Origin of the sequence: Plantactinospora sp. WMMB782, assembly GCF_049179135.1 — a bacterium.
Lineage (GTDB): Bacteria > Actinomycetota > Actinomycetes > Mycobacteriales > Micromonosporaceae > Plantactinospora.
Map to the genome: position 1 here is coordinate 23,982 of NZ_JBMHMC010000007.1, position 13,783 is coordinate 37,764.

The 13,783-nt window shown below is 71.0% G+C and carries 11 protein-coding genes; 4 read left to right on the top strand and 7 right to left on the bottom strand.

From position 1 onward, the window contains the following. Positions 1-107: 107 nt before the first annotated feature. The 3 genes from uvrB to rpsA form a co-directional block, all read right to left on the bottom strand. Entirely contained in the window at positions 108-2,219 is a 2,112-nt protein-coding gene (gene uvrB / locus ACN28A_RS02005; protein ID WP_421391677.1) for an excinuclease ABC subunit UvrB, read from the bottom strand. A 381-nt stretch (positions 2,220-2,600) separates the two neighbouring features. Next, positions 2,601-3,803 (bottom strand): dephospho-CoA kinase, encoded by a 1,203-nt coding sequence (gene coaE, locus ACN28A_RS02010; protein ID WP_421391680.1) that lies wholly within the window; start codon positions 3,801-3,803, stop codon positions 2,601-2,603. Between the two features lie 217 nt (positions 3,804-4,020). Next, complete coding sequence (rpsA, locus tag ACN28A_RS02015) at positions 4,021-5,526, bottom strand: 30S ribosomal protein S1 (RefSeq protein WP_421391681.1); 1,506 nt, start codon at positions 5,524-5,526, stop codon at positions 4,021-4,023. A 316-nt stretch (positions 5,527-5,842) separates the two neighbouring features. Here rpsA and ACN28A_RS02020 point away from each other — a divergent pair, with 316 nt between their 5' ends. The 4 genes from ACN28A_RS02020 to ACN28A_RS02035 are packed head-to-tail and all read left to right on the top strand — an operon-like array spanning position 5,843 to position 8,021. Beyond that, complete coding sequence (locus ACN28A_RS02020; RefSeq protein ID WP_421391683.1) at positions 5,843-6,712, top strand: class I SAM-dependent methyltransferase; 870 nt, start codon at positions 5,843-5,845, stop codon at positions 6,710-6,712. A 4-nt stretch (positions 6,713-6,716) separates the two neighbouring features. Next, the gene (locus ACN28A_RS02025) at positions 6,717-7,319 is read left to right on the top strand and encodes a Uma2 family endonuclease (RefSeq protein WP_421391685.1); all 603 of its coding nucleotides are present in this window, start codon (positions 6,717-6,719) and stop codon (positions 7,317-7,319) included. A 59-nt stretch (positions 7,320-7,378) separates the two neighbouring features. Beyond that, a complete protein-coding gene (locus ACN28A_RS02030) occupies positions 7,379-7,591 on the top strand; it encodes a DUF2945 domain-containing protein (protein ID WP_421391688.1) in 213 nt (70 codons plus the stop codon). Beyond that, positions 7,584-8,021, top strand: coding sequence for a DUF3140 domain-containing protein (locus tag ACN28A_RS02035; RefSeq protein WP_421391691.1), 438 nt, complete (start codon positions 7,584-7,586; stop codon positions 8,019-8,021). Before ACN28A_RS02030 ends, ACN28A_RS02035 begins: the two co-directional genes overlap by 8 nt. 214 nt (positions 8,022-8,235) lie before the next feature. On the opposite strand, the gene polA is transcribed toward ACN28A_RS02035, so the two are convergent. From polA to ACN28A_RS02055, 4 genes are all read right to left on the bottom strand, one after another. Then, positions 8,236-10,923, bottom strand: a complete 2,688-nt coding sequence (gene polA / locus ACN28A_RS02040) for a DNA polymerase I (RefSeq protein WP_421391693.1) — start codon at positions 10,921-10,923, stop codon at positions 8,236-8,238. Between the two features lie 117 nt (positions 10,924-11,040). Further along, positions 11,041-11,793 (bottom strand): amino acid ABC transporter ATP-binding protein, encoded by a 753-nt coding sequence (locus ACN28A_RS02045; protein ID WP_421404075.1) that lies wholly within the window; start codon positions 11,791-11,793, stop codon positions 11,041-11,043. 56 nt (positions 11,794-11,849) lie between these two features. Continuing rightward, positions 11,850-12,854: an amino acid ABC transporter permease gene (locus tag ACN28A_RS02050; RefSeq protein ID WP_421391696.1), complete on the bottom strand. Its 1,005-nt coding sequence runs from the start codon at positions 12,852-12,854 to the stop codon at positions 11,850-11,852. Positions 12,855-12,860: 6 nt separating this feature from the next. Further along, the gene (locus ACN28A_RS02055; protein ID WP_421391699.1) at positions 12,861-13,775 is read right to left on the bottom strand and encodes an ABC transporter substrate-binding protein; all 915 of its coding nucleotides are present in this window, start codon (positions 13,773-13,775) and stop codon (positions 12,861-12,863) included. Between the last annotated feature and the right edge of the window lie 8 nt (positions 13,776-13,783).

The window sequence follows — 13,783 nt, forward strand, 5'->3', positions numbered from 1 at the left end:
CGCCTTCCCGGCCGGGTGCCCGCCCGGCCGGCGGTGCGGTCGCCTCCGGGCGGGGGCCCGCCCGGACCGGCCCGTCACACATCGGCCGGAGCGGAGGGCAGCCGGAGTCAGCTCACCCCGGCGGCGTCCATGCCGCGCAGTTCCTTCTTCAGCTCGGAGACCTCGTCACGGATCCGGGCGGCGAGCTCGAACTGCAACTCGCGGGCGGCGGCCAGCATCTGGTCGTTGAGCTCCTGGATGAGCTGTGCCAGCTCGGCACGGGCCATCCCCTCCCGGGCCGGCGCCGCACCGACCCGGCCCCGGCTGCGGGTCTCCTTCACCGGCGCCTTGCCCCGGGACATCTGCCGGACCGCGCCGCCGACCCTGGTGGTGGCCCCCTCGGTGTCCTCGGCCTCCCGGTAGATGTCGTCCAGGATGTCGTGGATCTTCTTGCGCAGCGGCTCCGGGCTGATCCCGTTCGCCTCGTTGTGCGCCACCTGCTTGGCCCGGCGCCGGTTGGTCTCCTCGATCGCCTCGGCCATCGACGGGGTCATCTTGTCCGCGTACATGTGGACCTGGCCGGAGACGTTCCGGGCGGCCCGGCCGATGGTCTGGATCAGCGACCGGCCGCTGCGTAGGAAGCCCTCCTTGTCGGCGTCGAGGATCGCCACCAGCGACACCTCGGGCAGGTCCAGCCCCTCCCGGAGCAGGTTGATCCCGACCAGCACGTCGTAGTCGCCCTTGCGCAGCTCGCGCAGCAGCTCCACCCGGCGCAGCGTGTCGACCTCGGAGTGCAGGTAGCGGACCCGGATGCCGTGCTCCAGCAGATAGTCGGAGAGATCCTCGGCCATCTTCTTGGTCAGCGTGGTGACCAGCACCCGCTCGTCCCGCTCGGTGCGCAGCTTGATCTCGTGCATCAGGTCGTCGATCTGCCCCTTGGTGGGCTTGACCACCACCTCGGGGTCGACCAGGCCGGTCGGCCGGATCACCTGCTCGACCACCTCACCCTGGGCCTGCTCCAGCTCCCACGGGCCGGGGGTGGCGGAGAGGAAGACCATCTGGCCCACCCGCTCCAGGAACTCGTCGAAGCGCAGCGGTCGGTTGTCGGCCGCGCTGGGCAGCCGGAAACCGTGGTCGATGAGCATCCGCTTGCGGGAGGCGTCGCCCTCGTACATGCCGCCGATCTGCGGGATGGTGACGTGCGACTCGTCGATCACGGTCAGGTAGTCGTCCGGGAAGTAGTCGAGCAGACAGTGCGGGGCGCTGCCCGGCGACCGGCCGTCGATGTGCATCGAGTAGTTCTCGATGCCGGAGCAGAAGCCGACCTGGCGCATCATCTCCACGTCGTAGCTGGTGCGCATCCGCAGCCGCTGCGCCTCCAGCAGCTTGCCCTGCCGCTCCAGCTCCGCCAGCCGCTCGGCCAGCTCGACCTCGATGTCGGCGAGCGCCCGCTCCATCCGCTCCGGGCCGGCGGTGTAGTGGGTGGCCGGGAAGATCAGCAGGTGGTCGACCTCCCGGACCACCTCACCGGTCAGCGGGTGCAGGTAGTAGAGCTTCTCCACCTCGTCGCCGAAGAACTCGATCCGGAGCGCCAGCTCCTCGTACGCCGGGATGATCTCCAGGGTGTCGCCCCGGACCCGGAAGGTGCCCCGGTTGAAGGCCATGTCGTTGCGGGTGTACTGCACGTCGACCAGCCGGCGGAGCAGCTTGTCCCGCTCGACCTCCTGGCCGACCTGGATCCGCACCGACCGGTCCAGGTATTCCTGCGGCGTGCCCAGGCCGTAGATCGCCGACACGGTGGCCACCACCACCACGTCCCGCCGGGTCAGCAGGGACATCGTGGTGGCGTGCCGCAGCCGCTCGACCTCCTCGTTGATCGAGGAGTCCTTCTCGATGTAGGTGTCGGTCTGCGGGATGTACGCCTCGGGCTGGTAGTAGTCGTAGTACGAGACGAAGTATTCGACCGCGTTGTGCGGCAGCAGCTCGCTGAACTCCTTGGCGAGCTGGGCGCAGAGCGTCTTGTTGGGTGCCAGCACCAGGGTGGGGCGCTGCAACCGCTCGATCAACCAGGCGGCGGTCGCGCTCTTGCCGGTGCCGGTGGCGCCGAGCAGCACGGTGTGCCGTTCGCCCCGCCGCACCCGGCGCTCCAGGTCGTCGATGGCGGCCGGCTGGTCGCCCGACGGCTGGAACTCGGAGACCACCTGGAAGCGGCCGTCGAGCCGCGGAATGTCGAGCGCCATGACCTCAACCGTACGCCGACGGTGTGACAGGCCGCCGGGCCACGGTGGGTACACGACCGGCTTCAATATGGTCATTGTGTGGCAAAGATCACCGCGCTACCGTTCTAGGGTAGGCCGCTCGCGGCGGCCGACCGGGTCTGCGACGCCAGCCGCCACACCGGCTGTGTCGCATCCGGCGCAGGGGTTGCAGCCCCGGCTCAGGCCGGCGAGCGCACCGCTGTGGTCGCGCGAGAGCGCAGACCGGCCGCCGCGAGCGCCCTTTCGTCGCCTTCCGACCAGTCAGCTCACCTCGGCAACCGGCAGCACCGTCCGGCAGGCCCGTCCAGCCGGCAGCACCTTCGGCAGGCCCCGTCCAGCCGGCAGCACCGTCCGGTGGCCCGGTCAGCTCTGCTCGTCGAGCGGCTCCGGCTGCCAGCCGGCGGTCGCCGCCCACTCCTCGGCATACTGGTGTTCCAGGTCGAACCACGGCTCCTTCGCCTCGGCGTAGGCGTCCAGGTCCGGGCCGGCCGCCGCCAGCCGCCGCCTGACCGCCAGGTACTCCGCCCGGCGCTCCGGGTCGGCCCGCAGGTGGTCGCGCATCAGCAGGGCGAACCGCCAGCCCGGCGAGTTGAGCTCCCTGACGTGCAGGTTGACCGGCCGGCCAGGGTCCGCGCTGCCGTGCAGCCGCTTCGGCCACCGGAAGGCGCCGCCGGACGAGCGGGCACTGTCCCACCAGTCGCCCGGACAACGCGGGAAGCCGGCGTCGGCGAGCCGGTCGGCCAGTGCGTCGGCCTCGGCCAGGCTGGCGACGCCCAGCTGGAGGTCGAGGACGTCCTCTGCCGCCAGGCCGGGCACCGAGGTCGGGCCGACGTGGTCGACGCGTACCCCGGTGGGGGCCAGGACGTGCCGGAGCCGGGCGGCCAGTCGACGGTACTGGGCCGGCCAGCTCGGATCGGGCTCGACCGGTCGCACCCGGGCGGCTCGTACCGGCCGGTGCTGCCGGACGTTCCGCTCGTACGGCGTCAGCCGGTGCCGCCAGAGCGCGTCCACCGCGGCGTGCAGTTCGGCCAGCCCACCGTCGTTGTCCAGCAGTACGTCGGCAGCGGCCGCCCGCCGCTCGTCCCCGGCCTGTGCCCGGATCCGCTGGGCCGCCTGCTCGACGGTCATGCCCCGGTCCCGGACCAGCCGCCCGATCCGGGTCGCCTCGGCGGCCCGTACCACCAGCACCAGGTGGTACGTCGGGGCGAGCCCGACCTCCACCAGCAGCGGTACGTCGTTCACCACGACCGCGTCCGGAGCCGCCCCGTCGACCAGCTCGGCGGTGCGCCGGCGTACCCGGGGATGGATGATCCCCTCCAGCCTGGCCCGCGCCGACTGGTCGGCGAAGACGAGCTCCCCGAGCGCCGCCCGGTCCAGGCTGCCGTCCTCCGCACACACCCGGGTGCCGAACTCGGCCACCACCTCGCGCAGCCCGTCGGTGCCGGGCTCGACCACCTCCCGGGCGATCCGGTCGGAGTCGACCACCAACGCCCCGAGGTCGGCGAGCCGGGCTGCGACGACGCTCTTTCCCGATCCGATCCCACCGGTCAGTCCGACCTTCAGCACCGGTCCAGTCAACCGGATCGGCCGCCCGCCACCAAACCTGGTCGGCTGGTCGGCCGGTCCCCCGGTCCGCCGGTCCGCCGGTCCGCCGAGCCGCTGGTCGGCCGAGCCGCCGAGCCGTTGGCGGTGCCGGAGAACGCGGGGAAGGCCCGCCTCCCCCGGACCGGACGAGCCGGTCGGTGGAAGCGGGCCTCCGCCGCGTGCGCGCTGTACCCGTCGGCTACTTGCCGCCGGCGAGCTTCTCCCGCAGGGCGGCGAGCGCCTCGTCGGTGGCCAGCGTGCCGGCCGGCTCCTCCGCCTGGCGGGCGGGAGCGGGGCTGCTGGACGAGGTTCCGCCACCGCCGCCACCGCCGCCACCGGTCGCAGGAGTCGGGTTGGCCGCCGCCTCGGCGTCGGCCGCCCGGGAGTTCTGCACCTGCTTGGTGTGCGCCTCCCAGCGGTTCCGGGCCTCGGCGTACTGCGTCTCCCAGGCCTCGCGCTGCTTGTCGAAGCCCTCGAGCCACTCCCCGGTCTCCGGGTCGAAGCCCTCCGGGTAGATGTAGTTGCCCTCGTTGTCGTAGGTCGCGGTCATGCCGTAGAGGGTCGGGTCGAAGTGCTCCTCGCCCTCGACGAAGCCCTCGTTGGCCTGCTTGAGCGAGAGCGAGATCCGCCGACGCTCGAGGTCGATGTCGATGACCTTGACCATGACGTCCGAGCCGACCTGGACGACCTGCTCCGGGATCTCCACGTGGCGCTCGGCCAGCTCGGAGATGTGCACCAGACCCTCGATGCCGTCGTCGACCCGGACGAACGCGCCGAACGGCACCAGCTTGGTGACCTTACCCGGCACGATCTGCTGGATCGCGTGGGTGCGGGCGAACTGCCGCCACGGGTCCTCCTGGGTCGCCTTGAGCGAGAGCGAGACCCGCTCGCGGTCGAGGTCGACGTCCAGCACCTCGACCTCGACCTCCTGGCCGACCTCGACGACCTCGGACGGGTGGTCGATGTGCTTCCAGGAGAGCTCGGAGACGTGCACCAGGCCGTCCACGCCGCCAAGGTCGACGAAGGCGCCGAAGTTGACGATCGAGGAGACGAGGCCCTTGCGGACCTGGCCCTTCTGCAGCTTGTTGAGGAACTCGGTGCGCACCTCGGACTGGGTCTGCTCCAGCCAGGCACGGCGGGACAGCACCACGTTGTTGCGGTTCTTGTCCAGCTCGATGATCTTGGCTTCGAGCTCCCGGCCGACGTACGGCTGGAGGTCCCGCACCCGACGCATCTCGACCAGGGAGGCGGGCAGGAAGCCACGCAGCCCGATGTCGAGGATGAGGCCGCCCTTGACCACCTCGATGACGGAGCCGCGGACGACGCCGTCCTCGTCCTTGATCTTCTCGATCGTGCCCCAGGCGCGCTCGTACTGGGCCCGCTTCTTCGAGAGGATCAGCCGCCCCTCCTTGTCCTCCTTCTGGAGGACGAGGGCCTCGATGTGGTCACCGACCGACACCACCTCGGCGGGGTCGACGTCGTGCTTGATCGACAACTCGCGCGAGGGGATGACACCCTCGGTCTTGTAGCCGATGTCGAGCAGGACCTCGTCCCGATCGACCTTGACGACGGTGCCTTCGACAATGTCGCCGTCGTTGAAGTACTTGATGGTCTCGTCGATGGCGGCGAGGAAAGCTTCCTCGGAACCGAGGTCGTCGACGGTGACCTTGGTGGCGCTCGAGGGGGCCTCGATGCTGCTCGTCATGTGGGCGGTTGCTCCGGTCGGATGGATGTCACAGCAGGTTTGTGTCGCGGTGACCCGTTTACGCCTGCGGATCCGTCGTCAGGTCTCCGGGCGGCCACTGCTGGCGACCGCTGGGATGTATCCGACGACCGCGGACCTTCTCCCTGCCGAGGCACACGATCCGCGAGCGCATCGAACAGCTTACCGTGCGCATTACCACAGCATGCAAGCCCTCCCCGCACGTGATGAGATCCGCTGTCCACTGCTCGGGAAGAGCTGGCCGGGCGCGCCGTACCCGAGCGGTGTCCGGGCCCAGCCCGGGCACTACCGTGACGGGATGTCCGAGAACAGCCTGGCCGGCGTGGCCGAGGACGACCCGCCCGGGGTGCTCCGGCGCCCGGTCAGCGACCGGGAGAGCCGGTGGGCCAACCGTCGCTGGTGGGACGCGGACGCCGACGCCTACCAGGCCGAACACGGGGCCTTCCTGGGCGACGCGGACTTCGTGTGGTGTCCGGAGCGGCTGCGCGAGGCCGACGCCCGGCTGCTCGGCGAGCTGCCCGGCCGGCGGGTGCTCGAACTCGGCTGCGGCGCCGCCTCGGCCGCCCGCTGGCTGGCCGCCGAGGGCGCCCGGCCGGTCGGACTCGACCTCTCCGCCGGCATGCTGCGGCACGCCGCGCTCGGCGCCAGCACCTCCGGGGTACGCGTCCCGCTGGTCCAGGCCGACGCCCTCGCCCTGCCGTTCCGGGCGGCCAGCTTCGACATCGTCTGTACGGCGTTCGGCGCCATCCCGTTCGTCGCCGACTCGGCGGCGGCACTGCGCGAGGTGCACCGGGTGCTCCGCCCCGGCGGCCGGTGGGTGTTCTCGGTCACCCACCCGATGCGGTGGATCTTCCTCGACGACCCGGGCGAGCGTGGGCTGGTCGCCACGCACTCGTACTTCGACCGCCGCCCCTACGTCGAGCAGGACGCCGACGGCACACCCAGCTACGTCGAGCAGCACCGCACCCTCGGCGACCGGGTACGCGAGATCGTCGGTGCCGGCTTCGTGCTCCACGACGTGCTCGAGCCGGAGTGGCCGGCCGGACACGAACAGGTCTGGGGGCAGTGGAGCCCGCTGCGCGGCCGGCTCTTTCCCGGCACCGCCATCTTCGTCTGCGACAAACCGGACAACGGGTCCGGTCAGCACCGGTCCGGCTCAGTAAGCTGAGCGGATGAGCGCCGAGCCGGTGGCCGAGACGCCCGGGCCGTGGCAGCCGGACCCGGTCCGGCAGCGCCAGGCCGGCTACCGGCTGGAAGACCTGCTGCACCTGCCGCCGGACGCCCCCCGGGTCGAACTCGTCGACGGAGTCATCCACGTGGTCCCCTCCCCCACCCTGGGCCATCAGCACATCGCCAGCCTGCTCTGGCGCTGGTTGCACCGTCATGCACCGGAGCACCTGCGGGTGGCCCAGGCGGTCGGCGTCGCGCTGGGTCCGGACTTCACCCGGGAACCGGACGTCCTGGTCTACCGGGCGGAGGTTCCGGGTGACCGGCACTTCCTGCTGCCGCACGAGGTGGTGCTCGCGGTCGAGGTCGTCTCGCCGGGCACCCGGCGCACCGACCGGTTCAGCAAGCCGGCGGAGTACGCGGCGGCCGGCATCGCGTGCTACTGGCGGGTCGAGCAGAACCCGGTCCGGGTGTACGCGTACCGGCTGGCGGACCGGCCCGGACGCAGCGGCAACCGGGAGTACGAACTGCTCGCCGAGGCCGACGAGTCGCTGGAGCTGACCCAGCCGTTCCCGGTCGAACTGCCGATCAGCGAGATCACCCCGTAACTCCCCTTCCCGCCCCGCCGTCCCGCGTTACCGCCCGGGGCAGCCGGGTAGTCCGCCGTATGCCAGAGCGGAGGAAGCTGCGCAGGGGCGACCGGGTGAGCTGGCGGAGCCACGGCTCCAGGGCGTACGGCACGGTGCAGGAGGAGATCACCGAACGGACGTACGCCGCGCAGCGGACGGTCGCCGCGTCGCAGCAGGATCCGCAGTACCGGGTCCGTACCGACGAGGGGCGGGACGCGGTGCACAGATCGGAGGCGTTGTTCGATGAGTAGTCGCGCCGACGACGGCCGGGACACCGTCCGGGAGTTCCGGGACGCCGTCAACATGAACCCGGGCGAGTTGGGCAAGTGGCTGGACACCGACGACTCGAAGGCGGCGGGCTGGCGCAGGGGCGGCAAGGGCGGCGGCGAGTCCGTCGGGCACGAGTCCGGCCGGCGGATCATCGACCTGCTGCGCAAGCGGGCGAACCAGTTCACCGACCGGGATTTCGCGCACATGCGCAAGGTGGTCGGGTACGTCCGGCGGCACATGGCGCAACGACCGGCCGGCGACGTACGCAACACCAGGTGGCGGTACTCGCTGATGAACTGGGGTCACGACCCGCTCAAGGAGCCGCTGCCGCAGGTCGGCGGACCGTCCCGGAAGGCACAGCAACGGCACCGCGAGGCCGAGCGCTCCTCCGGCCGGAACCGTCGCCGCTGACCTCGACCCGGCTTTCGACGCCGGGCCCAGGCGCTCGGCACCGGGCTTCGGCTCTCGGCCTCGGCTCCGGGCTCGGCTCCGGGCTCGGGGTCGGGCTCGGGTCCGGGCTCGGGGTCGGGGTCGGGTTCGGCTCCGCCTTCCGGCTTCGGAGCCGGCGCTCAGTGGTGGGCGCTCAGTGGTCGGCGCTCAGTGGTCGGCGCTCAGTGGTCGGCGCTCAGTGGTCGGCGCTGTTCCAGTCCGACCCGACGCCGACGGAGACCTCGAGCGGAACGGCCAGCGGGTAGGCGTCGCCCATCTCGCGTCGGACCAGCGTTTCCAAGTCGGCCCGCTCGCCCGGCGCCACCTCGAAGACGAGTTCGTCGTGCACCTGGAGCAGCATCCGGGAACGTAGGCCGGCGGCCCGCAGCGCGCTGTCGACGTGCAGCATCGCCACCTTGATGATGTCGGCCGCCGAGCCCTGGATCGGGGCGTTGAGCGCCATCCGCTCGGCCATCTCCCGGCGCTGCCGGTTGTCGCTGACCAGGTCGGGCAGGTAGCGCCGACGGCCGAGGATGGTCTCGGTGTAACCGTCCTTGACCGCCTTGCGCACCACCGACTGGAGGTAGTCCCGGACGCCGCCGAAGCGGCTGAAGTATTCCTCCATCAGGGCACGCGCCTCGTCGGCGGCGATCCCGAGCTGCTGACCGAGGCCGAACGCGCTCAGCCCGTACGCCAGGCCGTAGTTCATTGCCTTGATCTTGCGCCGTTGATCCGCGGTGACCTCGCCCACCGACACCCCGAAGACCGAGGACGCGGTCGCGGCGTGGAAGTCGGCACCGGAGTTGAACGCCTCGATCAGGGCGGTGTCGGCCGACAGATGGGCCATGATCCGCATCTCGATCTGGCTGTAGTCGGCGGTGAGCAGGCAGTCGTAGCCCGGCCCGACCACGAAGGCGCGGCGGATCCGCCGGCCCTCCTCCGTGCGGATCGGGATGTTCTGCAGGTTCGGGTCGGTGGAGGAGAGCCGGCCGGTGGCGGCCACCGTCTGGTGGAAGGTGGTGTGGATCCGGCCGTCGTCGGAGACCGACTTGAGCAGGCCGTCGACCGTCGACTTGAGTCGGGCCACGTCGCGGTGCCGCAGCAGGTGCTCCAGCAGCGGGTGCGGCTGCTGCGCGTAGAGCCACTGCAGGGCGTCGGCGTCGGTGGTGTAGCCGGTCTTGATCTTCTTGGTCTTGGGCAGGCCCAGCTCGGTGAAGAGGATCTCCTGCAACTGCTTGGGCGAGCCGAGGTTGAACTCCCGGCCGATCACCCCGTACGCCGCCTGGGCCACCGCCTTCACCTCACCGGCGAAGTGTGCCTCCAGCTCGGAGAGGTAGTCGGTGTCGGCGGCGATGCCGGTCCGCTCCATCGCGGCGAGCACCTCGACCAGCGGTTGCTCCACCTCGGCCAGCAGCCGGGTGGACTGCTCGCCGTCCCGGGACAGCTCGGCGGCGAGGGCGTCGGCCAGGTCCAGGGTGGCCCGGGCCCGGAGCATCAGGTTCTGCTCGACCTCGCCGTCGTCGCCGAGGCCGTCGAGGGTGAGCTGGCCGGTCTCCGGCGCGTCGACCTTCAACTCCCGGTGCAGGTAGCGCAGGGCCAGGTCGGTCAGGTCGTAGGAGCGCTGGTCGGGGCGGGCCAGGTAGGCGGCGAGCGCGGTGTCCCGGTGCACCCCGCGCAGCGTCCAGCCGTGCGCGGCGAAGGCCAGCAACGCCGGCTTGCTGTCGTGCAGCACCTTGGGCCGTTCCGGGTCGGCCAGCCAGTCGGCCACCGCCGTCTCGTCCTCCGGGGTCAGCCCGGCCGGGTCGAACCAGCCCGCCGTGCCCGCCGCGGTGGCCAGGGCGACCCCGGTCAGCGCGCCGGTCCCCCGGCCGAACGAGCCGGAGACCGCGATCCCGACCGGAATGCCGGGCCGGACGTGCTCGGCCAGCCAGCCGGCCACCTCGTCGGTCGGCAGCACCCGGCCGGCCAGGTCGAACCCGGCCTCGGCCTCCGGCTCCACCGCGTCGAGGTACTGGTAGAGGCGGTCCCGCAGGATGCGGAACTCCAGGGTGTCGAAGACCTGGTGCACCGCCTCCCGGTCCCAACCGGCCCAGCGGGTGTCCTCGGCCCGCAGCGACAGCTCCAGGTCGGAGACCAGACAGTTGATCTCGTAGTTCCGGATCACGTCGGCGAGCCGCTCGCGCAGGTTGTCGCCGGCCTTGCCCTTGATCTCGTCGGCCCGGGCGATGACGCCCTCGACGCCGCCGTACTGGACGATCCACTTCGCCGCCGTCTTCGGGCCCACCCCCGGCACGCCCGGAAGGTTGTCGCTGGTCTCGCCGACAAGCGCGGCCAGGTCGCGGTACTGCTCGGGGCCGACGCCGTAGCGCTCGGTGACCGCCGCCCGGTCCATCCGGGCCAGGTCGGAAACGCCCTTGCGCGGATAGAGCACTGTCACCCGGTCGTCGACGAGTTGGAACGCGTCCCGGTCACCGGTGCAGATCAGCACCTCCATGCCGGCCTCCCGACCCTGGGTGGCGAGGGTGGCGAGCACGTCGTCGGCCTCGTAACCCGGCTTCTCCACCGTCGGCACCCGGAGCGCGGCCAGCACTTCCTTGACCAGGCTGACCTGTCCGGCGAACTCGCCCGGCGTCTCGGAGCGGCCGGCCTTGTAGTCCGCGTAGCGCTCGGTGCGGAAGGAGCGTCGGGAGACGTCGAAGGCCACCACGATGTGCGTGGGGCGCTCGTCGCGGAGCACGTTGATCAACATCGAGGTGAAGCCGTAGACCGCGTTCGTCGGCTGCCCGGTCGTGGTGGAGAAGTTCTCCACCGGCAGGGCGAAAAACGCCCGGTATGCGAGCGAATGACCGTCGAGCAGCAGCAGGCGCGGCGTGGAGGCTGTCACGATAGGCGACTCTAGCCCGGGTCCCCGACAGATTGCCGCCCAGCCCGGCGGAACACCGATCGCCGCCGAGAGGCGCAGCTCGGGGCGGTCAGGCCCGGAGGCTGCGCCCCCCGCGCGCTACAGAACCTTGGCCAGGAAAGCCCGGGTCCGCTCGTGCTTCGGGTTGGCGATCACCTCTCGCGGCACGCCGGACTCGACGACCACACCACCGTCCATGAAGACGAGCGAGTCCCCCACCTCGCGGGCGAACCCGATCTCGTGGGTGACCACCACCATCGTCATGCCGTCCCGGGCCAGGTCCTGCATGACGTCCAGCACCTCGCCCACCAGCTCCGGGTCCAGCGCGCTGGTCGGCTCGTCGAAGAGCATCACCTTGGGCCGCATGGCCAGCGCCCGGGCGATCGCCACCCGCTGCTGCTGGCCACCGGAGAGCTGTCCCGGATGGGTGTTCAGCTTGTCCGCCAGGCCGACCCGGTCGAGCAGCTCGCCGGCGCGCCGCCGAACCTCGTCCCGCTGCTCCCGGCGGACCCGCAGCGGCGCCTCCATCACGTTCTCCAACACGGTCATGTGCGGAAACAGGTTGAACCGCTGGAACACCATGCCGATCGACCGGCGCTGTGCGGCAACCTCCTTCTCGCGCAGCTCGTGCAGCTTGCCGCCGCGCTCCCGGTAGCCGACGAGCTCGCCGTCCACCCAGATCCGGCCGGCGTTGATCTTCTCCAGGTGGTTCACACAGCGCAGCAGGGTCGACTTGCCCGAGCCGGACGGGCCGAGCACGCAACACACCTCGCCGGTCCGCACCTCGAGATCGACGCCGCGCAGCACCTCCAGGTGTCCGAAGGACTTGTGCACGTTCTCCGCCCGCACCATCACGGCGGGCACGGCCCCGGGCCGGAGGTCGACCGGACCAGCCTGCTCCGGAATGGTCATCTCGATCCCGTTCCCGGTCCGGTGCCGCCGGCGCCGATGGCGCCACCCCCGGCCTCCGCCGCTATGTTCCGCAGCCGGAACCGAGCCCGCTCGGCCCCGCCGTAGCCCTTGCCGAAGTGCCGCTCGAGGAAGTACTGCCCGATCAGCAGGATGCTGGAGAGGAGCAAATACCACAGGCAGGCGGCGACGTACATCGGAAAGATCTGGAAGGTTCGCTTGCCGACCGCGTCGAGCTGGAAGAAGAGCTCCATGCTGACCGGTACGTACATCAGCAGCGAGGTGTCCTTGAGCATCGCGATCGTCTCGTTGCCGGTCGGCGGGATGATCACACGCATGGCCTGTGGCAGCACCACCCGGCGCAGCGTCTGCCCCCGGGACATGCCCAACGCACCCGCCGCCTCGGTCTGTCCCGGGTCCACCGACTGGATCCCGGCCCGGACGATCTCCGCCATGTACGCGGCCTCGGAGAGCGCGAGCCCGAGCAGCCCGGCCACGAACCCGGTCAGCACGTCCCGCGAGTCGAAGCCGAAGAGCCGCAGCTCCAGCCCGTCGATGCCGAAGAGCTGCCCGAGCTGGGTGTCGAACGGCACCCCGAACTCGAGCCGGCTCCACAGGATCCCGACGTTGCCGAAGACCGCCAGCAGGACCAGTCGGGGCACCGCCCGGAAGAACCAGGTGTAGAGCCAGGCGACCGCCCGGAGGACCGGGTTCGGGGAGAGCCGCATCACCGCGACCACCACGCCGAGCGCGACGCCGATCAGCATGGCGCTCACCGTCATCAGCACGGTGCCCTGGACCAGCCCGTCGATTACCGGCGGCCGGAACATGTTGTCGACGATGAACGACCACTGGAACGCGTCGTTCGTCAGCAGGACGTGCAGGAACATCGCCGTCAGCACGGCGAGCACCGCGACGGTCATCCAGCGGCCGGGATGCCGTACGGGCACGGCCTTGATCGGTTCTGGCCGTGCCCGTACGGTCGATTCTTCCTCGATGGTCATCTCATCTCACGGGTTGATCGCCGGATCGGTGATCGCGCCGTCGCCCACCTGCCACTTGTCCAGCACCGTCCGGTAGGCCCCATCGGCGATCAGTGCCTTGGTGGCATCCCGCACCGCCTCGGCGAACGCGGTCTGGTCCTTGGCGATCACGTAGCCGTACGGGGCCGCGTCGTACATCTTGTCCAGCAGTTCGAGCTGCCCGCCCGCCTGGGTCACCGCGTACGCCCCGACCGGGTAGTCGGCGAGCATCGCGTCGTCCTTGCCGGAGACCACCGCGGCGGTGGCCGCGTCCTGGCCGGGGAACTGCTCGATGACGATCGCCGGCTTGCCGGCGTCGGTGCACGCCTTCGAGCGGGCGGTGATGTCCTCGACCTGGACGGTGTCCCGCTGTACGGCGATCTTCTTGCCGCAGGCGTTGTCGATCGCCACCCCGGCCGGGTTGCCCTTCTTGGTCACCCACTGGGTGCCGACCTGGTAGTAGCTGACCATGTTGGTCTGCGCCTTGCGTTCGTCGTTGATGGTGAACGACGAGACGCCGACCTCGTACTTGCCCGAGTTGACACCCTCGATGATCTCGCCGAAGTTCGCCGACACGAACTCCGCCCGCAGGCCGAGCTTTGCCGCCACGGCGGTGAAGAGCTCGACGTCGAACCCGATCACGGTCTTGCCGTCCGGGTCGAGGAACTCCGCCGGGGCGTACGACGAGTCGGTGCCAACGACGATCTTGCCGTCCGCCTTGATCGCGTCCGGCACCTTGGCCGCGAGTGCCGAGTCAGCACCCGCGCTGACCGTGGGGCCGGCTCCCGGGGCGTCGCCGCCACCATCCTCCTGTTCGCCGCAGGCGGCGAGCGTCAGGCTCAGCAGCGCCGCGCCGGCGATGCCGAACACGGCCCGCCGCCGGCCGCTGTAGATGTTGAACATGCACTCCT